A 21,931-nucleotide genomic window follows, 5' to 3' on the forward strand; every position below is an offset into this window, starting at 1 on the left:
CTTGCTTGGACCCGTTAACAGCATGCCAACAGAACGATCCAAAATTGCACGGTTGATCGATATTCTCTTTTTAATGCTCATTACTTACACCAAAACATTCTATTTTATAATTATAATATTCTGTTCCATATACGCCCAATTCTGCGGAAATTCCAAACCAATCTGCCAATAGGTGGCACCTATCAGTTCATAGGAATCAATCACTTCATATTTTGCGCTTATCGAACGGATATCTTCAAACCAAACGACATGATCCAAGTTTTCTTTTCTATAAGAATAGGTAGGTGATGCCGCTGACGTGTCGAAAGAGATTTCCGAGCCAGTCGCAATGGCAAGATTTTGTGCATTTTGCGCTGATAATGCCTTCGTCTCATTGCTTGGTACAATCCAATCGTATCCATACATAGGAAATGCCGACTGCAATTTATACGCAGGGATATTCGTTAAAGCGTAACGAAGAACCTCGACCATCCACCAAAGTGGAGAAATTGGTTCGGGTGGGCCCGTTGGATACCCAAAATCAATTGTCATCACGGCAACAAGGTCGGCTACCTCTCCAATTCCCCGATAATCATGACCGCCTACAATTCGATTGTCAGGATTATCTGAAGTTTTTGCATGTACGTTAACATGAAGAATTAGTTCGTTCAACCCCTCTTTTAATTCTTTTAAAAAAAGCACATAATCAGACCGTCTTGCAGGAGGGATGAATTCGATGTCCATACTGACCCCCCCATAGCCTTTCTCCCTTACGATATTCAGCATACTATTAATCAAATTCCCTCTGTAAATCGAACTAGTGAGAACTTCACCCGCCAAGTCAGCATCAAAATCACCGTCTTGAAAATTCCGGATCATCAATAGTGGCGTCACCCCGGTCTGTTCGCATTTCGCGATAAGAGGGAGATCATCACCATCAACGAATGCATAGCCTTCCTTGGTAAAGGAATAAGCTACAATTGCTAAATAGGATAACTTATCACCATTCTCCTCAAGCGTTTTAAACACTACTCCACCTGAAGTTGGGAAGGCAAACCCAAGCGTGATCAATTGATTTTTATAAGGAGACGGAATCAAAATTTCCGTGTCGACCTTAAGTGAGCTTGCAACAAGCCCTGGATTTGCTTTCATGATGGCCGCTATACTTGTTCCAAAACGTCGGGCAATTTCAGAGAGCGTATCACCATTTTTTATAAGATACGTTCGATTCACCACTTTGTCATCCGGGATATACAACGCCAGACCCGGAACCAGTGCTGTTGATTCCAATCCGTTAACTTCGACTATCCTCGATGGGTCAACCTTATTCATTTTCGCAATTCCCCATAGGCTATCACCTTTTTTCACAATAACGATCGTCATTCAAAACCCTCCCACTCCCTTGAAAAAGTGTATGTTATTCGGGCATTTATATAGAACGAATTATCAAATTTTCATCGTGTTGCATATTCTGAATATATTGACACTCAGAGTCGCCATGTTATTAATCTATACTGATTGATTTGTAAATAAAACTTACAATATTCCAGTCTCCCCGCACTTTTATACATGACGCAAAAAAACAGTCATAGGAGGCTAATTTAAAGGAATTATCAAATTGTCAACAAAACCATTTCTATTGGTCTGGCTGCAAACTACTTACACTCTTTATGAAATGTACTTCGAAAATCATATGAAGCAAAGAAAATTGGTTTACATAGATAGAACCTTGTCAAAATGAGAGAAGTGTACAAAGAGAAAAATATATTATCATCACTGTTTAAAATGAAAAGAGGCTGTCCAAAAGGACAACCTCTTACTTTTAATACTATTTGCTAAGTTTCCATCCCAGCTTTTCTTCTATACCTCAAAGTAAACTTTTAATATCGTAAAACTTCCCATTTTCCAACTCATCCACTTCGAGTAGCTCCAATAGTTTTTCCGCAACGAATTCTGGGCTTCTTAGATTGCCTTTTTCTTTATAGTCATGAAATTTTTCCCTGTCGGAAAAGTCCTGTTCATTAGCTGAACGAATTGTTTCTTGCATCCCTGTGTCCATTACACCTGGTGAAAAAGATATGAGAGTCATAGGGAAAGGCGCCTTATCCTGTTCCAACCCTGCAACACGGGTGAACATTTCAAGTCCCGCCTTTGTACTACAGTAGGCAGCCCAGCCATGATAGGGATTTTTCGCTGCTCCTGAAGAAATGTTGACCATAACCTTCTTTCGGTCCCAATGCTTTGTTCGTTTAACGAATGCATCTGCTAATACTACTGGTGCCATAAAATTTACTCGCATGCTGGTTTCCAAACTTTCCTGTCCCAGATTTCCTACCGGCTTGATTGGTTCAATTACACCAGCATTATTAACAAAGTAAATCTCGCTTTTTTCATCGACCTCTTCAAGAATCTTATTGACTAACGAAGTAAGCTGCTCAATTTCAATTAAATCAACGGAAATAAAAGTAAGTTTTGTTCCGGATTGAGCAGCTATTTCCACCATTTCAGGATGAGCTGTACGGGATAATAAAATACAATGGTCACTTTTCTGCAAGCATTGCTTAGCAATAGCTGCACCTAATCCTCTCGAAGCTCCTGTGATTATAAAAGTCTTCACCACAATTCCTCCCTTTCATTGATTATTATTTATTGTACCAAAAGAAGCAGCCCGTATAGTGTTTGGCTGCTCCGAATAAAAATTATAAAATGGGTGATAACAGCCTTGCTATGGACTCTTTAAAACGAATCCACTTTGAACGTTTTTCAAACTCTTCAATTGTTAGTTGTCTACAAACTTCTACATCATTATAAAAATTTTTCGTCAGCGTTTCGGCCATTCCTTCATCATAAATAAAGGCATTGACTTCAAAATTCAATTTAAAACTCCGGACATCAATGTTAGCAGTACCGACCGAAGAGACCTCTTCGTCCACAACAATCATTTTCGCATGTATAAAACCGTTATCATAGATGTATACCTTAGCTCCCGCTCTTAATAACTGCCCTGCATTAAAGGTTGTTGCCCAATAAACGAAAAGATGATCAGGTTTATTTGGAATCATGATTTTCACATCCAGCCCTGACAAGCTGGCAATCCGGAGTGCATCCAATAAACTAGCATCCGGTATAAAGTAAGGTGTTTGAATCAGAATCGATTTCTTTGCTGAAGAAATTAATTTAATATAGCCATTTTTTATTTGTTCCCATTCAGAATCAGGACCACTTGTCACAATTTGCAAATCAATATTACCCTGAGGCTTCAAATTAGGAAAATAATGTGGCTGATAAATAATATCATGATTTTTTGAAGCCTGATTCCAATCAAGAATAAAACGAGTTTGAATGGCTTTGACCGCCGATCCCTTTATTCTAAGGTGTGTATCACGCCAATAACCGAACTTTGGATTAAGCCCCAAATATTCATCTCCGACATTAAAGCCCCCAACATACCCTACTTTTCCATCTATGATGACGAGCTTTCGATGATTACGGAAATTCAAACGTAAATTAATAAATTTTAACTTGGATGGAAAAAATGCTTCCACTCTGCCGCCTGCCTGCCTAAAGTCCTTGAAAAAACTTTTTGTCATTCCCCTTGACCCTAATTCATCATAAAGCAGGCGGACTTTGACACCTTCATTTGCTTTTTTCGTCAAAGCCTCAATGAACCGTTTTCCGAGACCGTCTCTTTGAATAATATAATATTGTATATGTATATGGTTTTCTGCCTCTTCGATATCTTTAAAAAGCTGTTCAAACTTCTTTCTTCCATCCGAAAAAATATCGACATGATTATCTTCCGTCAGAACTGCATCATTATTTCGAAGGTGCATATAAATCAAATCACGGTAATTGCTCGAAGAGGTATTTCGAAAAGGAAAGTGATCCGTAGAAAGCTCTTCCATCTGTTTATCAAGGATTTCTTCAATCCCAATTTTTTTCTTATCCTCCCATTGGAATAAGTGAGCGTGCCTCAAACTTGTTCCAAAAAGAAGATATAAAATAAAACCGACTACAGGTAAAAAATATAACACCAATAACCAAGCCCAGGTCGTGCTGGCTTCTCTTCTTTCAAAAAATATAACAATCGTTGCAAATAGAATATTAAGAATAATAACGAGGCCTAACAAAACCGATGTAACATGCGTAAATTCCATAGCATACCCTCACTCAATTTTTATCCCTTTAAGGATAACATGCAAATTCTTTATATCAAAGGATTTGCCTATTAGAAAAAAGAAAACAAAAATTCGCAAAAATAGGCCCCTTCCTGTAGGGGCCTATCTCTATTTAAGTATTTTCGAACCAACCCTTAAAACATCCATAACTGCCAGGGTGACTTTTAATCTTCTTATACAAACTTTCATTGCAATATACAGGATACATTGTATTTAACTCATTTATTTTATCGGCTTTTCACTAATAAATTAACTGCCTCTTTAACAAGTTCTTCAGGGTTCTTTTCACCTGTCTCATTAGCTTCCCGGACACATTCTACAAGATTGGAGCTCACAATTACACCAATTGTACGGTCGATTGCAGATCGAGTGGCAGATAACTGTGTTACGACATCTCTACAGTCTTTATTTTCTTCCATCATTTTCAAAATCCCACGAAGCTGTCCTTCAATTCGTTTAACTCTATTTTTCATTTGCTTTTCATATTCCATGTGTGAGGTTGACCTCCTATCCCTTGTAACTTATTATTCTTATCAGGCATATCATCCACGTTTAGTCCCATATGGAATGAATGTAAAAAAATAATCTTATCGCCTTACAATTCATAATACATACCTCTCAGGTATACTTGTCAAGTATTTATCTCAAATAACCCTTATTCGATAGGTAAATACTCTATTTTTGTACAAGGAGATTTTGTGCAATAGCCTCTGAAAATTCAACAGTCATTTGGGGAACGTAGGATTTTAACAACGCATTTACAATCGGCGCTTTAGCTCCTTTAGCCATTATCGCAAGACAACCAGTCATCTTAGTCTGTCCTTTCCCGATCTGTTCAGCAAAAAAGTAACCATATCCATCAAATTTTTCATTTAATCCCCGAAGGTTAAATGTTACCTTATTAGGTTCGTTCCATTCTAATATATCAACTTCAAGTTTAATTTTCTTTTTCATTAATCCCAAATCGCTTTTAAACTCCCATACGAGTGTCTCATCATTTATTATCTCATGACTAATATATCCTGGGACCAGAGGCGCCCATAGATCAATGACACTGACAAACCCCCATACATTTTCAATTGAAACGGGTAAGATGATACTATGTAATCCTTCTGACAACTGAGTTCCCCCTTAATCATTTTACTTACATCTTTTTAATGTATTCATTGCAGCTTTTAGGTTAGACCTGATATTAGAAAAGAGTCCGAAACAAATTTCTCAATATCGCTTGCAATTTTGACCATTTAAAAAGAAGGACTGTAATGACAGATGATACGTCAAAAGATGAGCCTAAAATGAAAATGTTGATTTAACAGGGTTACTTGTTATTACAAAAGATATAAACGCACTTGCATTCAGCATCCCATTAGGTCCTGTCGGCATTAGGCATTAAGGGTCTACTTGCCCCACTAAGGGACAAACAAAAAATACATGTAACTACATGAATAAAGTCTTTATCTTAAAAAATAACAGTAAGAACAATGGCGACATCTAATAAAGATGTCGCCATTTGTTGTATCCAAATGTGATTTTTAAGGACGCTCAAGATCAAATAACTCGCCTAGTTTAGTATACGTATGACCGGCTAACCGGGCTACTGGTTTGAGTCCATTCTGGTCAATTCGACCATTGTGATAGATGTCTTGCTTGATATGGTAGCACACTACTTTCCCTATCAACAAATCGCAACCTGGTTTATCTGATGAACCAGCTAATGGTATAGCCCGTTCAAGTTTGCATTCAAGGCGCACCTTCGCTTCTCGTAACCCAGGAACCGCAACCTTATCACTAGCCGTCGTCGTGAAATTAGTTAGCCTTAATTCACTTTCCTCAGCTGGGAGTTCTGCTGCAGTTTGATTTGCATCTACAACATTGTCTTCATCAGTGATGTGAACAACAAATTCACCGGTTTCAATCGCATTTCGTGCAGTATCTTTTGACACTCCTTTTTTCCTTTGAACGGATACTGAAATCATTGGAGGATTAGAACTGACTATATTAAAAAAACTAAACGGCGCTATATTGAATACTCCAGTTTCAGATTGTGTGGTAACAAGGGCTACGGGTCTTGGAATAATACTTCCAGTCAAAAATTTATAATTTTCCCGTTCACTTAGACCTTCAGGATTTACTGAAATCATCTTCTCTCCCTCTTTCAATCTTTAAATAAATGTTTTTGAAACCATGAACTAGCTGCTTCGACCTCTGATCGTGTTAACTGATGTCCGTGATTTTCCCAGTGAATGTCGACTGTCGCACCTGCTTGCTGTAAGAGTTGCAAAAGTTCACCCGTTTCTTGAGCCGGGCAAATCGGATCGTTTTTCCCAGCGGCAATAAAGATAGGTACATCGGAAAGTGACGGCAAAGTCATCCCTCGTCTAGGAACCATTGGATGGTGAAGAATTGCCCCTTTTAATGCCCCTTCAAAATGAAACATCAAACTTGCAGCGATATTAGCACCATTAGAATAACCTAATGCTACCACATTCTCACGGTCAAAATCGTACTTTTCGGCTGCTATATCCAAGAAGTCATTAAGCTCTTTTGTACGAAAAATCAAATCCTCTTCATCAAAAATACCCTCAGCCAACCTTCGAAAAAAACGTGGCATACCGTTTTCAAGAACATTTCCGCGCACACTCAATACGGATGAACCTGGTGAAACCATTTCTACTAATGGTAAAAGGTCTGTTTCCGTTCCCCCTGTACCATGCAAAAGCAAAAGTAACGGAGCTCCTGGATTACTTCCTTTTTCAAAAATATGTTTCATTAACATTATATATCCTCCTTAAGAACCCTTGGTACAGCCGGAAGTAACGTTTTTTCCATAATTTCTCGCTTTTCTTCCAACCATTGTGGCAGCATTAATTTACTTCCCATTGTTTCCTTCGATTCATCGTGAGCAAATCCGGGTGGATCTGTGGCAACTTCAAAAAGAATGCCGCCTTCTTCACGGAAATAAATGGCATCGAAATATTGACGGTCCGTAAAAGGTGTCACTCCATAGCCAAAGCTTCCGATATGCTCTCTCCAATCCTTATGATCATCAAAATCATTCGCACGCCATGCGAGATGATGTACTGTCCCTACTCCTATTTTCCCAATTGGCATAATAGTTTTTTTGATATCAATCAAATTCCCGATGTCTGAATTGGATTTGAAGCGAATAAAGTCCCCTTCTTCTGCAATTCTCTTCAATCCCATCACTTCTTCTAATAATTTCATCGTTTTGTCCGGTTTTGCCGTCAATAATATCGCGCCACCGAACCCTTTGACCGCCTTATCAGCAGGCACACCGCCAAATGACCACTCGCTATTTTTACCCTCTTTACGAGCGACAAGTTCAAGGTGCAAACCATGAGGATCGTTAAATTCGAGATATTCCTCTCCGAAACGGGTGGCTTTCTCGAATTCAATATTAAATTTGGATAAACGTAGTTCCCAGAATTCAATAGATCCTTCTGGAACGACATATGTCGTAATCCCTACTTGTCCGGAACCAATTCTTCCTTGGTATGCATCAGGCCACGGAAAGAAAGTGATGATGGAGCCAGGTGAACCTGATTCATCTCCGAAATATAAATGATAGGTACCTGGATCATCAAAATTCACAGTTTTTTTCACCATTCGCATTCCCAATACCCCTGCATAGAAATCCACATTCTCTTGCGGATTACCTACTATGGCGGTTATATGATGAATTCCTTTTGTCTGCTTTCGCATGGTGTCAACCACCTTTCAATTCAATTAAAATGTAGATTTTGTATTTAGTGGTTTTAAATTCGCCTCTATATCCGCTCTTTTTGATTCTAAAAAGGGTGGCAAGGCCAAAGACTCTCCTAGGTATTGCTCTTCTTCATCCGTTGCAAAACCAGGTCCGTCTGTTGCTAGTTCAAACAATATACCATTTGGTTCCCTAAAATAGAGGGAACGAAAGTAAAAACGGTCAATAAACCCAGAGTTTATTAAACTTGATTCATTTAATTTTGCTATCCATTTTCTCAGTTCTTCTTCGTTATCGACACGAAAGGCAACATGGTGTACGCCTCCCCTTCCTAGTCGTTCACGCGGCAAGTCATTCCGCTCTTCAATATGAATTTCTGCACCAGTTCCACCTTTGCCTGTCTCATAAACGATAATCTTGCTTTGACCCCTTATAGATGATGAATAAGCGCCTGATTTCCTGAACCCCAACACCTCAGTAAGTACTCTTTCAGTCGGTTCAATATTAGGAACTGTAAGCTTAACTGGTCCTAATCCAAGGATAGAAAATTCCTTCGGTACCGGGCTCTTATCCCATGGCACTCCTCCGTGAACGCCTTTATTATCCTGATCGGAAACCAGTAGTAGTCTCTGCCCTTCTGGATCTTTAAATGCAAGTACCTGTCGTTGAAAACGAGTCGTTACTTCGCCGTGCTCAACATTATATTCTACAAACCGTTTTTTCCAAAAATCCAGCGCTTTATTATCTTTCACTCTTAGAGCAATTTCTGAAATACTATTGTTCCCCTCATGTGTACGGGCAGCTTGAGGTATTTCAAAAAACGTTAGTTCTGTCCCCGGAGAACCTGCCTCGTCTCCGTAAAATAAGTGATACACACGAATATCATCCTGATTCACCGTTTTTTTGATTAATCGAAACCCTAACGTTTTCGTGTAGAAATCAAAATTCCCACCCGCTCTAGCCGTAATCGCCGAAACGTGATGCAATCCTTTTAATTCCATCTGCACCACTCCTTTCTATATATATCTCCCCTTTAGAGAGATAAATTAACCTGTGATTAATATCTCGACTTCGAGGTATCAGCATAAAGAACAATACTTTTAATCCAAATATCTTGATTTAAAGATAAACTAGAGTGATATTTTTGTCAACCATTCTTGCCTTTCACTTATAGAAAATACTATGAAAAAAATACGACCATTTATTTCTACTTATTATAAAAAAAATTTCAGACAATCAGTAGAGAAAATGGATATGGTAAGTTTTTATTTGTTGATTATCAGGCTTTTATTAAAGGTCTTCAAGAGCCATTTAAATTGTATGCTGAAAACTTCCCGATTTGGTCCAACTAATCGTCAGGTATTTTTCAGTTTGTCGTTTGGACAGCCTTAGAAATTAAAGGGTTCAGAGCAGCCTTCAGCACTATAATCCCTAAATTGGTGTCGAAATGAGCAAGACATTGAACATTCATCAGAATTGGAAGCTGACTGCACCGATGCCATTTGGAAAACCCACTGCCTATCCAGGTGATAAAACCTTCTCCCCACTTGAAGATCGAGTAAAAATATAACTCATAAAGTAGTAGGGCTGGCTCAACTTCCGAGCCAGCCCTACTATTTTCAACCGATATAATCTGGAATTGTTCCAAAAAATCTTGTGAATACTACAGGTGCAAACCCTAAATAACCTATAATTGGCATAATTTTAAAATTTTCATATTCATTTACCACGTACATCATACATCTCCCTTCAAAAACTGTTAATTATTTATTGGAGAGGATCGCTTCGGAAGCCATTCCTTAAGGTAAAGTGGGAGTCCACTCACATACTCCTTGGAAGCATGTCCACTTGGTAGGAGAATGTACGTCTTATCCTTACAAGTCAAATGCTTCATAACCGGATTAATCATTTCCTGCGGTACCAGACGGTCATTTTCATTTGCTGATACTAATACACTAGCGTCAATATTGGATAGCCTAGCTTTTTTTCCTCTGATTCTTAAACTCCCCTTAACCAAACGATTGTTTATCACAAGATCTTGACCTATCTGTTTTGCAGTCGCTCCAGCTAAAGGCACGTGTCCATTTGTCCACGCATTGAATCGACGCCAATGTTGAACATATTCTTCATCATCAGCTTGATTTAATAAAGACAGATAGGGTGATATATAGATAGGTGATGTGATCAAGCGGATTCCATATTTAACCTCACTAGCTGGGATCGTTTTAAAAATGTCAATCGTCTCGTCAAAATCTGCGGTACCATCTTTTATTGCAGCTTGCCATTGATCAAAAGATTGGGAGGCACTAAAATCTATAGGTGTAACGGAGAGAATTAAATTCTTAACAGGCTCGTCTGCAATAGCCGCATACATAGCAGCTATTGTACCTCCAAGACAAAAACCCATCACAGTTATCTCTGACGCTCCGGAGTGTCGCAATGCGCGCTGGACTCCTTTTTGAATGTAATCGACGATATAATCATCAATCGAGATGTCCCCATCTTCATAGCCTGGACTTCCAAAATCAAGCAAATACACTTCAAACCCTTCATTTACAAAAGCTTCTATTAAACTATTACCTGGAGCTAAATCGAGAATTAACGGGGTATTGATGAGTGAATAAATTAGAAAAACCGGCACGTTATATTTTTTTTTTACCGCCGGATAATACCAAAGTGTAGATTTATTTTTTTTCCACACCGAAATTTTTGGTGTTAATCCCATTTCCGGCATAGGCTGATTGGGAATATCCGAAAAATGTTTCCATTTAGAAATCGATTCAGGTTGATTTTTTGGCACTTTTCGTTTAGACATTTCTATTCCCCTGTCCAACAAACTTTAAATCTTGTAATTGGTTTATTAAATCTAAAATCCTTTTTCTATTCTCTTCCTTTTTGTTAGATTCCCCTCTTGAGTTCATTTTTTTACTAACTTCCTTTTTATTAGATTCCTCTCTTGAGTTCATTTTTTTACTACCTAATGAATAAACGACCCCTAAATCACTCAAAGAAGGTTGACTTCTAAGAAACCCATCCCTTTGTGGAATTACAGTGGAAAGTAGCTCTTCTAATTTGTCAATTTTTTCTTCGAGCTGGAGGACTAATTTCGCAATATTGGCTACATCTTTTTTTGTGGGATAATTCATGATAATGGACCTTCTTTCTGAGGCCTCCTGCATCTTTATTATCTCTGGAACCTGCATTTGTGAACTTCTACTAACTGATTCTATTAACTCCCTATTATTTATTAACTCCTGAATTTTACTATTCAACTGTTGCTCTTTTTGTTTGCCAAACACTTTTAGCTCTTTATATAAATCTGATTTTTCTGCCATATATATCGTTCCTCTCTTCTCGGATTATGCTAATGCTGCTATACCTCCGTCAACGATTAAAACATGTCCAACCAAATAATCGGACGCTTTCGAGGCTAAAAAAACGGCGGCTCCTTTTAAATCCTCTTCATTACCAAACCGGCCAGCCGGAGTTTGACCTACGATGTCAAAGTTGGATTCTTCAAGGATTTTTTTTGTGATTTTAGTCGGGAAAAAGCCTGGTGCTATCGCGTTGACTTGAATCCCGTGTCTAGCAAGTTTAACCCCTAGATCCTTAGTCATTGTTATCACAGCGCCCTTACTTGTGTTATAAGCAATGGTATCCAATACTTCAGGTATCGAACCGCCAAGACCCGACACAGATGCAATATTAATGATTTTACCGGCCTTTTGCTGTAACATGACCTTTGCTACAGCTTGCGAAAACAAGAACGTACCCGTAACATTTACCTTCAACACTTTCTCCCATTTATCCTCAGGAACATCCAATAGCGGGCCTGACCAAGATGTACCGCTATTATTGACAAGAATATCAATGGCACCGAATTGAGAAACAGTTTCTTTTACAACATGTTCGATGTCACTCTTATTGGTAATATCACATTCAAAGGCGATCGCTTTAATTCCTAATGATTGTAGGTGATCACAAACCTCTTTACATACAGAAAGATTGCGTGAGGCAATAACAATATTAGCTCCTGCCTCTGCCAGCGCCAAAGCTATCTGTTTGCCTAGCCCTCTACCGCCTCCGGTAATAATAGCCGTTTTATTCGTTAAATCGAACATATTACTTAATGTTGTCAACTTATCAACCCTCCCGTAATGAAATATCTATCTTTTTATAAAGCGATTTATATTATTATAGAAAAGCCTATCCATTATGGTGCTTAAAATAGCCTAATGCCTCTGCCTTTTTGTTTCACTAGCTTTATTAATTTTTGCTTTCCATATGAATTCAATATGTATGAGATTACTTCCTGATTTACGAGCAAAATCGAATACATACCCTGTTTATTCGTTTACACTAAAAGAATATTAAGGAGGTTTTAGATATGACGATGCATCACTTTCATTTAAGCGCGGAATGGCCAGGCGGAAGAAATGATATCGGCACGATTCAATCGGGGAATCTTCAGACCCAAATAAGCGTGCCAACCGAAATGGAAGGACCTGGGATTGGAACTAATCCGGATGAAATGCTGCTCGGAGCAGCTTCGACTTGCTATATCATTACCTTTGCTGCCATGTTAGAGCGAAGTAAAATTGAAAAGGTCAGTTTGACTATGCAATCAGAAGCCTTAGTGGATGTTACGAATGGTGTATTCACTTACAAGAAAATCATTCATCGGCCAACTCTCGTATTAGCATCCATTACATCGGAAAAGGAGGCAGAAAAAGCCCGGAAACTTGCAGTAAAAGCGGAATCAAGTTGTATGATTTCCCGAGCCATCAAAGGCAATGTAGAAGTTGAATTAATCGCTACTATTTCCATAGCTCAGCCCTGAACAGAAGAAGTGCCTAACCCTATAGAGGGTTAGGCACTTTTTGTACTATTGAATAGAGTTAATTTTATTTTCAACCTCGCGGCACACTTCATCAGCCGATAAACCATTTGCCTCTATGATAGAAGCTTTAGATGAAGTATCGATTATTCCCATCACATTAGTTTCCAAACCTGTTACCACACAACAGTCCAAGTTTTTTGCGTCAGCTTCTTGTTTAATCTCTACAACATCAAAACCTTTTTCACGAAGTGCTTCCTGAATATTCGTTAATGATTCTTCAACACCGATTTTTGACATCAACACACACCTCCTCTACTTGCTAAGCTGTCCTTTTTACCTTCAATATATGTATAGGATGCAAAGGAAATAGGAAAAGTAATGTCGAGGTGATAAATATGAATGGAAAAAATAAAAAAGACGCATCGCAAACTCGTTTAGGTTCTTCACAAATAGAGGGACAAGGTACAACAACGAAAGAAACTGGTTCCTTTACCCAATCCTCATCACAAAAAAAGCAGAAACGTTCATAATAACAAAATGGGCCTAAAACTAGGCCCATTTTGTTATTATATATTCTGTTTCATGATTTCCTGTTGAATTTTCACATCATTCAATTGATTTTCATCAATGATCATTGTTTTCGATTTTGCTTTTACAGCTCTTTCTGGTTTTATATCAGTTGCCTTTAAATTATTATCAGGAGCTGCCTGCTCATTCCATGTAGTCATCATAATCTCCTCCTCTTGTTCTTTTATGATTTCCATCAACGAGCATATTCATGAATACATTGCATCATTTTTTCCAAAGATACAAGTGGAGGTGATTTTTTTGGAACCAAACAATCCCGGCAATAAGGAGTTACCAGATTTTAAGGATTTAAATGACCGTATCATTGCGCAATCATCACAAAGCCCCAGACTAGTCATTAAAACAAATTTAGATACAAAGAATGTAACGGATAAGAACCCCTATACCGATAGAATAAGCAGTGAAGGCTTTGAAGAATATTTTGAGGAATCATAACAAAACCGGCTTACTTGTAAGCCGGTTAACCTTAAAAATATTTCTTTTTCCAAAAAATAAATGCTGTTGTACCCGCTAAAGTAATAGCAATTAATAAAGTAAAGATAAATGCAAACGAACTATGTTCAAACGGGAGTTCTACATTCATTCCGTAAAAACTCGCCACCATGGTTGGGAGTGTTAATATAATCGTAACTGATGTTAGGAACTTCATAGCATTATTAACATTATTGGATATAATGGAAGCGAACGCATCCATCATCCCGCTAAGAATCGATAGATACACTTCTGCCATTTCAATAGCTTGTGCATTTTCGATAATTACGTCCTCTAGTAAATCTTTATCTTCCTCATACATTTTCAAATAATTAAAACGGAGAATTTTATCAAGAACAACCCTATTAGATTTCAATGATGTCGTAAAATAAACCAGGCTTTTTTCCAATGCTAAGAATGTATATAGTTCTTTGTTTTTCATTGACTGGTGCAATTCACGTTCCGCTTCATTAGTCATCTTGTTAATTTGTTTTAAATAACGTAAATAATAAGATGAAATTTCAAATAATAATTGCAAGGCAAACCTTGTCTTCTTGTTTGTAAAAAACCCTTTGATTTTATTGTTTTTAAAGTTTGTTAATATAGGAGTCTCTTTTAATGATACTGTAATAAAACAGTCTTTGGTAAAGATCATCCCAATGGGAATCGTTTCATAGATAGGCAGGTTCGCTTCGTCTTGAGTCAAATAAGGAAAATCGACGATAATTAACACATTATCATCTTCTTTTTCGATTCGTGGCCGTTCCTCATCATCTAGCGGATCTTTCATGAAATTAATCGGTAATTGCAAAGTCGTACATATATATTCAATTTCGGCTTCTGTCGGTGTAACAATGTTCACCCAAGAACCTTTTGTCATTTCCCCGGTTTTATTCAGAATACGGTTTTCATTCGTCTTGTAGATTTCAATCATTTAGTTGACCTCCTCTTCTATAGAGAAAGCACTATTTACCTTCTTCGAGCAGATACTCAGGAAGAATAACAGTCTCGACGTCTAGCATCATATTGGCTTCCTCTTGCTTTCTGGGTTCAGGATCATAAGAACTGCTGCTCACTTGTATCCACTTCCTTTCGATTCTTTTATCTTAATCCTTATTCTAATAAAGCACAATAACGAATTTCCCACCTTGAAACTACCTAATATAAATTTAGAATTTTCTGATTATTTACTTTTAAAAGCAAGAAATTTTATAAATATGCCAAAGAATAATATCATAAAAAAATCGCTTGGGGACATCCCCAAGCGATTCTTCACTTAATTATCCATGCTTCGCATTATTATAGTAGTTCACACTGTACATAGCGCCTTCGTCAACCATTTTATTATCTTCATGATCATATGGATCCGGGTGACCTGCCTTTTCAATTAAAGGATCCAAATTTGAATGTTTTTTTTGCCATAAGCTCATAGTCTTATCTTTTGCATTGGACCATATATCCTTCACTTTTCCTCTGTTCGTTTTTGTTGATAAAAACGAGACTCCGGCAACTCCGACTCCTAGCAATACTACGTTTCTTCCTAATGCCATCATTACCTTCCTCCTTACGTTGGATTAATATAAATATACCCAGTGTAAGTTAACGTAAACCTCTAATTATATGGAGGCTTTTGATAAAAGAAATTCGGCTTTATTATTTCATTGTTATACGGTTTATGAAAAACGTGTGTCGTAGCTGGTGAGACTGGGGGAATTAGCCATGTCCAATCCCCCGTTACTTTTCGGTTACAAGAGGATTCTCTTTCCTCAAATTTCTTGAACTGTTTAGCGGCTGTATGGTGATCCACAATGCTAACGCCATATTTTTTAAAGGAATAAAGGACCGCTTCATTTAATTCAATCAAGGCTCGATCTTTCCATAGATTAGATTCTCGTTTAATATTCAAACCCATCTTCTCGCCTATTTTGGGAAGCATATTGTAGCGATCCTCATCTGCAAGGTTTCTCGCACCAATCTCCGTCCCCATATACCAGCCATTAAATGGTGCAGCAGTATATGTAATACCGCCGATTTCAAGTCTCATGCCTGAAATGATTGGAACTGCATACCATTTAATCTCAAGATCTGTGAACCAGGAAAATTCAGGATGGCTGATTGGAACTTCTTTAACTAGTTCTTTAGGAATTTCATAAAGTTTCGGTTCTTCTCCGTCCAACTGGACTACAAGTGGTAAAACATCGAAAGATCCAAATTTCCCTTCCCACCCTAATGCTTGGCATTGCTTCGTAAATTCTACTGAACTTGGATCTCCAATAACACCATGTTCTGTTTCATACCCTGCGTAGCGGATAAGCTGGTGATTCCAAATATCCACCTTTTTTTCATCATCTTTTTGTTTGAAAATCGTAATCACAGGTCTGATGTTTCCATTATTCGTAGCGTAACCAATATGTTCAAAAAGAGCGGATGAAATATCTTCTTCGCTTTGAAGCATCCTTTTATCAATCACTCTCAACGACTCCCAAAAAAAGCGACCAATGCAGCGATTGCTATTACGCCATGCTAATTTAGCACCATGTTCTAATTCTTCTAATGTATGTTCATATCTACCTGTATCTATAATTTCCTTTTTAATATGTTCAATTCTACTATTCGTTTCTTCTTCTGTTTTTACTAATTCTGAATAGCATTTCCTGATAAAGGATACGGCCTCTTGCAGTAAATCACTCATCTATCCCACGAATCCTTCCATTTACACAAACTTTTAGTTCACTAATAAAGTACCACATTTCTCATTTTATCTCTAAAGGAACTTCTTTTTGAATGATCATTTCTTTTAAAATGTGGCATTTTCGAGGCGAAAATTTTTCTAACATCTTATATTATACCTTAAGTAAGCTAATATATTTTTTATACTAAAACGTCTCTAGTAACTAAATAATATTCGGTAAAGTTGTTACAGAAGCGGTAAATGCATTATAATATATAATAATGGGGTGATATGATGAATAATACGACACTTTGTCCGCGATTTGAAAAAGGCATGCAAATCTTGAGTAAACGTTGGACTGGATTGATTGTCAATCAATTGCTTACTGGCCCTCAACGGTTTTGTAATATTGAATCTGCCTTCCCAATCAGTGGCAGGATTCTTTCTGAACGTTTAAAGGACTTGGAATTTGAAGGTATTGTAAAAAGAGACGTTTATCCAGAGACACCTGTCAGGATTGAATATTCTTTAACAGAAAAAGGCAAAGCTCTTGCGCCCGTAATGACTGAAATTCAACACTGGGCACAAGAATGGCTCGAACCAATACAGAATCAATAGCATATGCAAGAAAAAGAGGAAGGTCGCAAATGGCGATTATCCTCTTTTTATGTCTTCCAATAGTTTACCGATCTATGTCTGGTGGTATATTTTTTACAGAAAGAATAAAACTAGGTTTATTCCTAAAATTATGGGCGGTGAATTTATGAAGCAAGCAGACTGCATTATTATTGGCGGGGGAATCGCCGGTATCCAAGCAGCCATTCAGCTCGGTAGATATAAACATGATATTATCGTAATTGATTCTGCACACGGCCGATCTACAATAGCTAAGGCTTACCATAATATACTTGGATGGCCAGACGGAGTGAGCGGCAGCCAATTAAGACGTCTCGGCAGACAGCACGCAGAAAAATTCGGTGTCGAATTCTTTAATGATTCTGTGACATTACTGGAAAAAAGACAGGACAAGTTTTTCATTCGTACAGCGAATAGCCTGGAATACCAAGCAAAAACAATTTTTCTCGGAACAGGCATTACCGATAACATCCCTCCGATTAAAAACCTCTATCCCACTCTTGGAACATCCACCTATATTTGCCCCGACTGCGATGGTTATGAAATTATGAATAAGCAAACGGTGGTTCTCGGCGGGGGAAATGCGGGTGCAGGTATGGCCCTTACTCTATTATATTGGTCAAAAGATATCGTTTACGTAAATCACTTAAAATCAAAAATTGATGATAAGTATAGAAAAAAGCTGGAGGAAAATAAGATTCCTGTATACGAAGAAGAAGTACAAGAAGCAATTATTGATGCTAAACAACAGTTGACAGCGATTCAATTAGTAAATGGGAAAATAATTGAAGCTGAAAAGGCATTCACCGCTTTTAAAGGTAACAAACTGAATAATAATCTTGCCTTGCAATTAGGTGTGAAGGTAAATGATAGTAATCACGTCGTTATCCATCCACGTACAAAAGAAACTAATATTAACGGTGTCTGGGCTGGTGGCGACCTTGTTGCCCATTCCGAACAAGTCACCATTTCCATGGGAGACGGGACTCAGGCCGCAATATGGATACACAAAAGACTGATGGGTGAACCACCTCCTTACATGGATTAAAGCAAGTTAACTTATAGAAAACTCAAAAATGCGCCCTATATGCGAGGGCGCTCTTTGTATTTGTACACTTATAAATGCTATTGCGTATGACCATCGAATCGCAAGTAAATCTACACTCATCTTCTCCCTTGAAAAACCTTAACAAGTATAAGAATGACCGCTATGATAAGCAATATATGAATAAAGCCCGCGGCCACTTTAAACACTAAACCAAGTACCCATATTAATATTAATGCCCCTATTATCGTCCAAAACATTATAATCTTCCTTTCTTCTCAGTCATATTCATCATCTGACTCCATAAATTTCACTTCCGTGATGATGAGTTCCTGCAAAAGTTTCAACCTTAAATTTACATTACCCATTTCAGCCTCTTACAAACCATCTAGCGAATGAACAGAAAAATATTACATATATCTGTTAATGCTGTAAAAGATAAAAAGGTATAAAGTAATTCTTCCTGCAGCTGAGAAACCTATTAGAAGGCACAATAGTAAGTTTTTTAAATAGGTTCCACAGCTTTAATAAGACAAATAACAAAGGAGACGTTTATTCATGAAAAAGTTTTTAGTCATTTGTTTTGCCGTTTGTTCTCTATTCTTTTTAAGTTTGAATCACCCGGCTTCAGCAATGGATACTCAAAAATCTGATAAACCAGAAAGCGTACAATTCACCGATGCCCAAAAGGCAGAACTCGCAAAAATCCAACAGCAGATTCTGGCGGACAAAAAGAAATTAATTGAAAAATACGTAGAGTTCGGGGCACTTTCCAAGGAAGAAGCCGATAAAATGTTTTCACACTTTGAAAAGCATTATAAAATGATGGAAGAACACAATTTCCAAATTCCGCCTCACCGTCCACATACACAACACAAGTCTAATTAATCAAGGAAACAACCTATTAACAATTTATTTATCCATATATCTTGATCAATCCGTCCATTATAAAAAGGTCGGATTTTTTTAATCCTTCGTTTCTCAATAAATAATACTTAAGAGTTAAATATTTACTAAAGGGTTTATATTTCTCTTTAGCGAAATACATAACTATGAGAAACATGAAAGGGTGAAAAGCATGAACAAAATAGGAATAGCAGCAAAAGACTTATTCCACTTGAAATCAGCGACCGATCCAAAGTTATCACCTGATGGTAGCATGGCGGTTTATGTTCAAACAAGAATTGATGAAAAAACAGAAAAATACGTTTCCAACTTGTATATGTTCAGCTTGATTACGAATGAAACACAGCAATGGACATTTGGAGAAAACCGAGACACATCTCCATGCTGGTCCCCAGATGGAAAGAATATAGCCTTTATATCAGACCGGTCAGGAAAAAAACAAGTCCATTTAATCTCTACCGTTGGCGGGGAATCTCAACAAATAACCCATTTTATCAACGGAGCAACAAATCCGATTTGGTCCCCGTGCTCTACAAAGCTGTTACTTTCAACCGGGTTAAAGGAGGGTGAAGCCCTTTTTACTGTGGAAGAAGAAAAGGACCTGTCCAAAGAAGTTCAGCGCTATGACCAACTTAAGTATAAATGGGATGGCAGAGGCTATTTTGATCAGCTATATCAACAGCTTGTTATAGTAGATATAGAAAAAGACGAAACCATCTTGCTAACAAAAAATAACATCGATTATCGCCCAAATGCCTGGTCTCCTGACGGGAAGCAGATTGCTTACATATGCGGAGAAGCTGAAAAAAGCGATGACGATCTTTTCAGCGATATTTTTATCATGGATCTTGAAACAAAATCTTCAAAGAAAATAACGGGCAGTTCTGGTTTTTTTAAAGATCCGAAGTGGTCTCCAAATGGTCAGTATCTCTCCTTCATTGGTCATAACAAAGAGTTTGCCGGGGCTACCTTTTCAAAAATTTGGCTATACTCTATGTTTGATCAAACCATACAGTGCCTGACGGAAGGATGGGACGTTCAAATAGGAGATTCTGCAATCGGCGATTTCCAAATCGGGGCAGTAGACCCAGGAATTTTATGGACAAACGATAGCCAAGGCTTTTATTTTTTAATAAGCGATTATGGAAATACCGGAGTTTATTATGGATCGATTGAAGGAGCCATGTATCCATCAATCCTTGACCCACAGCATATATACGGTCTAACCATAGATCCTGAAAGTCACCGTGCCATTGTCGCCATCAGTACACCTGTTCATCCCGGTGACCTTTTTGTTTATAACCTTACGAATGGAGAAAAAGCACAAATCAGTTTTGTGAATGATGAATTTTTACAGCATAAATATTTATCACAACCTGAACCTATTTCTTTTCCATCTGTTGATGGGCTTACCATCCACGGCTGGATTATGAGACCGACCGAATTTAAAGACAACCAAAAGTATCCACTCATTTTAGAAATCCATGGCGGGCCACATATGATGTATGCTAATAGTTACGTTCACGAATTCCAGACATTGGCTAATGAAGGTTATACTGTCTTATTCACCAACCCACGTGGGAGTGTGGGATACGGTCAGGACTTTGTTAATGCATGTCGAGGAGATTATGGAGGAATGGATTATAAGGACTTAATGGCCGCTGTAGACTATACTTTAGCGACCTATGATTTTATAGACCATGAAAAATTAGGAGTATCCGGCGGCAGTTACGGAGGGTTCATGACAAACTGGATTGTCGGTCATACGAATCGTTTCAAGGCAGCTGTGACTCAGCGCTGCATCAGTAATTGGCTAAGCTTTTATGGCGTAAGCGACATTGGCTATTATTTTACGGAGTGGGAAATTGAGGGTGATATTTTTGACTCGGCGGATAAATTGTGGCAACACTCGCCCTTAAAGTATGTCTCTAATGTGAATACCCCTTTGCTTTTACTGCATGGCGAAAAGGATCATCGATGCCCAATTGAACAGAGCGAACAATTTTTTGTTGCTTTAAAACGACAAAAGAAAGAAGCTCAACTCGTTTCATTTCCAGGAGAAACCCATGAAGTATCGCGAAGCGGTTCTCCAAAGATGCGTCTTCAACATGTTGAAGAAATCAAAGGTTGGTTCAATAAATATTTTTAAAAACAAAACTCTGTTAGCAAAAGCTAACAGAGTTTTGTTTTTAGTGTTGAATTTGATCTCTGTCCTCGGAAATTGAACTTAAAGCATTTCCCGCAATTGAATTTGTCTGATGGTGTACAGCAAGATCACCTAATGCTACAACTCCGACCAGCTTGTCATTTTCAACTATAGGGAGCCTTCTGATTTGTTCATTCCCCATTAAATCCTCTGCTTCTTCTACGGACATATCAGGGGTGCCTGTTACAAGATCCGTGGAAATAACATCGGTTATTCTAGTTGAATTCGGCTTTTTCTCGGCAACACAACGGATAACGATATCCCTGTCTGTAATGACACCAATTAAATGGTTATTCTCCAATACAGGAATGACTCCAACATCAGCATCCTTCATTTTGACTGCTGCTTCATATATATTATCTTCCACAGTGCAACAGTCCACGTCTGTTGTCATAATTTCTCTTAGTGTAGTCATAGAAACCCCTCCATTTAGCAATAGTTGCTTGATTATTGTTGACAATTTAAAAGATATTATTCAAAACCCCAATAGCATTCAATTCACATACTTACCATAATCCGGTCTAGCTATTTTCATCTTTTGGGGAGCCTACAAAAATAATATTAACAATTTGAATCGGAGACAATAAATATCATCTTTAACAATTTTAACTTCTCACTGGAAACTGAAGTCATTGGAAGGAATTTTTCATTCAAATGAAGATCATCCATTTTATCTACTTAAAAGGA

At 37.8% G+C, this 21,931-nt stretch carries 27 protein-coding genes; 8 read left to right on the forward strand and 19 right to left on the reverse strand.

Features of this window, described 5'->3' with window-relative positions; all coding sequences use genetic code 11:
* Positions 1–99: 99 nt before the first annotated feature.
* The 9 genes from RE409_RS16105 to RE409_RS16145 form a co-directional block, all read right to left on the reverse strand.
* On the reverse strand, positions 100–1,362 hold the full coding sequence (locus RE409_RS16105) for a LysM peptidoglycan-binding domain-containing protein (RefSeq protein ID WP_309557806.1): 1,263 nt from the start codon (positions 1,360–1,362) through the stop codon (positions 100–102).
* A gap of 484 nt (positions 1,363–1,846) precedes the next feature.
* Positions 1,847–2,596 carry a (S)-benzoin forming benzil reductase gene (locus RE409_RS16110; protein ID WP_309557807.1) on the reverse strand — a complete coding sequence of 250 codons (750 nt, stop codon included), beginning with the start codon at positions 2,594–2,596 and terminating at the stop codon, positions 1,847–1,849.
* An 82-nt stretch (positions 2,597–2,678) separates the two neighbouring features.
* The gene (gene cls / locus RE409_RS16115; protein ID WP_056520642.1) at positions 2,679–4,136 is read right to left on the reverse strand and encodes a cardiolipin synthase; all 1,458 of its coding nucleotides are present in this window, start codon (positions 4,134–4,136) and stop codon (positions 2,679–2,681) included.
* A gap of 248 nt (positions 4,137–4,384) precedes the next feature.
* Positions 4,385–4,648: a metal-sensitive transcriptional regulator gene (locus RE409_RS16120; RefSeq protein WP_053346459.1), complete on the reverse strand. Its 264-nt coding sequence runs from the start codon at positions 4,646–4,648 to the stop codon at positions 4,385–4,387.
* Between the two features lie 184 nt (positions 4,649–4,832).
* Complete coding sequence (locus RE409_RS16125) at positions 4,833–5,276, reverse strand: SRPBCC family protein (RefSeq protein WP_053346460.1); 444 nt, start codon at positions 5,274–5,276, stop codon at positions 4,833–4,835.
* A 413-nt stretch (positions 5,277–5,689) separates the two neighbouring features.
* Positions 5,690–6,298, reverse strand: coding sequence for a flavin reductase family protein (locus RE409_RS16130; RefSeq protein ID WP_053348102.1), 609 nt, complete (start codon positions 6,296–6,298; stop codon positions 5,690–5,692).
* Between the two features lie 14 nt (positions 6,299–6,312).
* Complete coding sequence (locus RE409_RS16135) at positions 6,313–6,927, reverse strand: alpha/beta hydrolase (RefSeq protein WP_201225151.1); 615 nt, start codon at positions 6,925–6,927, stop codon at positions 6,313–6,315.
* A 5-nt stretch (positions 6,928–6,932) separates the two neighbouring features.
* Positions 6,933–7,880 carry a ring-cleaving dioxygenase gene (locus tag RE409_RS16140; RefSeq protein WP_201185281.1) on the reverse strand — a complete coding sequence of 316 codons (948 nt, stop codon included), beginning with the start codon at positions 7,878–7,880 and terminating at the stop codon, positions 6,933–6,935.
* 24 nt (positions 7,881–7,904) lie between these two features.
* Positions 7,905–8,882 carry a ring-cleaving dioxygenase gene (locus RE409_RS16145; RefSeq protein WP_201224106.1) on the reverse strand — a complete coding sequence of 326 codons (978 nt, stop codon included), beginning with the start codon at positions 8,880–8,882 and terminating at the stop codon, positions 7,905–7,907.
* A gap of 446 nt (positions 8,883–9,328) precedes the next feature.
* On the opposite strand from RE409_RS16145, the gene RE409_RS16150 reads away from it, so the two are divergent.
* Complete coding sequence (locus RE409_RS16150) at positions 9,329–9,451, forward strand: hypothetical protein (RefSeq protein WP_274608152.1); 123 nt, start codon at positions 9,329–9,331, stop codon at positions 9,449–9,451.
* A 189-nt stretch (positions 9,452–9,640) separates the two neighbouring features.
* Here the strand turns inward: RE409_RS16150 and RE409_RS16155 are convergent, their stop codons facing one another.
* Genes RE409_RS16155 through RE409_RS16165 form a run of 3 tightly spaced genes read right to left on the reverse strand, consistent with a single transcriptional unit; the run spans position 9,641 to position 12,002 of the window.
* On the reverse strand, positions 9,641–10,696 hold the full coding sequence (locus tag RE409_RS16155; protein WP_242485405.1) for an alpha/beta fold hydrolase: 1,056 nt from the start codon (positions 10,694–10,696) through the stop codon (positions 9,641–9,643).
* The gene (locus tag RE409_RS16160; protein WP_201250786.1) at positions 10,689–11,216 is read right to left on the reverse strand and encodes a hypothetical protein; all 528 of its coding nucleotides are present in this window, start codon (positions 11,214–11,216) and stop codon (positions 10,689–10,691) included. The genes RE409_RS16155 and RE409_RS16160 overlap by 8 nt, the downstream gene beginning before the upstream one ends.
* A gap of 24 nt (positions 11,217–11,240) precedes the next feature.
* The gene (locus tag RE409_RS16165) at positions 11,241–12,002 is read right to left on the reverse strand and encodes an SDR family oxidoreductase (RefSeq protein ID WP_201250982.1); all 762 of its coding nucleotides are present in this window, start codon (positions 12,000–12,002) and stop codon (positions 11,241–11,243) included.
* A 266-nt stretch (positions 12,003–12,268) separates the two neighbouring features.
* Between RE409_RS16165 and RE409_RS16170 the strand changes: the two genes are divergently transcribed.
* Positions 12,269–12,721 (forward strand): OsmC family protein, encoded by a 453-nt coding sequence (locus tag RE409_RS16170; protein ID WP_201224104.1) that lies wholly within the window; start codon positions 12,269–12,271, stop codon positions 12,719–12,721.
* A 45-nt stretch (positions 12,722–12,766) separates the two neighbouring features.
* Here RE409_RS16170 and RE409_RS16175 read toward each other — a convergent pair whose 3' ends face one another.
* Positions 12,767–13,018, reverse strand: a complete 252-nt coding sequence (locus tag RE409_RS16175) for a YkuS family protein (protein ID WP_056520657.1) — start codon at positions 13,016–13,018, stop codon at positions 12,767–12,769.
* Positions 13,019–13,116: 98 nt separating this feature from the next.
* On the opposite strand from RE409_RS16175, the gene RE409_RS16180 reads away from it, so the two are divergent.
* Positions 13,117–13,251, forward strand: coding sequence for a YuzL family protein (locus tag RE409_RS16180; RefSeq protein WP_098176396.1), 135 nt, complete (start codon positions 13,117–13,119; stop codon positions 13,249–13,251).
* 36 nt (positions 13,252–13,287) lie between these two features.
* On the opposite strand, the gene RE409_RS16185 is transcribed toward RE409_RS16180, so the two are convergent.
* Entirely contained in the window at positions 13,288–13,449 is a 162-nt protein-coding gene (locus RE409_RS16185; RefSeq protein WP_309557808.1) for a hypothetical protein, read from the reverse strand.
* Between the two features lie 100 nt (positions 13,450–13,549).
* Here RE409_RS16185 and RE409_RS16190 point away from each other — a divergent pair, with 100 nt between their 5' ends.
* A complete protein-coding gene (locus RE409_RS16190) occupies positions 13,550–13,744 on the forward strand; it encodes a hypothetical protein (RefSeq protein ID WP_201224103.1) in 195 nt (64 codons plus the stop codon).
* A gap of 31 nt (positions 13,745–13,775) precedes the next feature.
* Here the strand turns inward: RE409_RS16190 and RE409_RS16195 are convergent, their stop codons facing one another.
* From RE409_RS16195 to RE409_RS16205, 3 genes are all read right to left on the reverse strand, one after another.
* Positions 13,776–14,714 (reverse strand): magnesium transporter CorA family protein, encoded by a 939-nt coding sequence (locus RE409_RS16195; protein ID WP_201250785.1) that lies wholly within the window; start codon positions 14,712–14,714, stop codon positions 13,776–13,778.
* 346 nt (positions 14,715–15,060) lie between these two features.
* Complete coding sequence (locus RE409_RS16200) at positions 15,061–15,330, reverse strand: hypothetical protein (protein ID WP_242486037.1); 270 nt, start codon at positions 15,328–15,330, stop codon at positions 15,061–15,063.
* 62 nt (positions 15,331–15,392) lie between these two features.
* Positions 15,393–16,472 (reverse strand): nitric oxide synthase oxygenase, encoded by a 1,080-nt coding sequence (locus RE409_RS16205; protein WP_201253631.1) that lies wholly within the window; start codon positions 16,470–16,472, stop codon positions 15,393–15,395.
* A 273-nt stretch (positions 16,473–16,745) separates the two neighbouring features.
* On the opposite strand from RE409_RS16205, the gene RE409_RS16210 reads away from it, so the two are divergent.
* Together RE409_RS16210 and RE409_RS16215 are read left to right on the forward strand one after the other, a co-directional pair.
* Positions 16,746–17,069 (forward strand): winged helix-turn-helix transcriptional regulator, encoded by a 324-nt coding sequence (locus RE409_RS16210; RefSeq protein ID WP_053346472.1) that lies wholly within the window; start codon positions 16,746–16,748, stop codon positions 17,067–17,069.
* Positions 17,070–17,214: 145 nt separating this feature from the next.
* Entirely contained in the window at positions 17,215–18,135 is a 921-nt protein-coding gene (locus RE409_RS16215) for an NAD(P)/FAD-dependent oxidoreductase (protein WP_309557809.1), read from the forward strand.
* Positions 18,136–18,251: 116 nt separating this feature from the next.
* Here the strand turns inward: RE409_RS16215 and RE409_RS16220 are convergent, their stop codons facing one another.
* Positions 18,252–18,392, reverse strand: coding sequence for a lmo0937 family membrane protein (locus tag RE409_RS16220; protein ID WP_201185297.1), 141 nt, complete (start codon positions 18,390–18,392; stop codon positions 18,252–18,254).
* A gap of 298 nt (positions 18,393–18,690) precedes the next feature.
* On the opposite strand from RE409_RS16220, the gene RE409_RS16225 reads away from it, so the two are divergent.
* Positions 18,691–19,020 carry a YckD family protein gene (locus tag RE409_RS16225; RefSeq protein ID WP_201185299.1) on the forward strand — a complete coding sequence of 110 codons (330 nt, stop codon included), beginning with the start codon at positions 18,691–18,693 and terminating at the stop codon, positions 19,018–19,020.
* A gap of 190 nt (positions 19,021–19,210) precedes the next feature.
* Complete coding sequence (locus RE409_RS16230; protein WP_201185300.1) at positions 19,211–21,187, forward strand: S9 family peptidase; 1,977 nt, start codon at positions 19,211–19,213, stop codon at positions 21,185–21,187.
* Between the two features lie 40 nt (positions 21,188–21,227).
* On the opposite strand, the gene RE409_RS16235 is transcribed toward RE409_RS16230, so the two are convergent.
* Positions 21,228–21,659 carry a CBS domain-containing protein gene (locus tag RE409_RS16235; protein ID WP_201185302.1) on the reverse strand — a complete coding sequence of 144 codons (432 nt, stop codon included), beginning with the start codon at positions 21,657–21,659 and terminating at the stop codon, positions 21,228–21,230.
* Between the last annotated feature and the right edge of the window lie 272 nt (positions 21,660–21,931).

Source organism: Peribacillus sp. R9-11 (genome assembly GCF_031345095.1).
Classification (GTDB): domain Bacteria; phylum Bacillota; class Bacilli; order Bacillales; family DSM-1321; genus Peribacillus; species Peribacillus butanolivorans.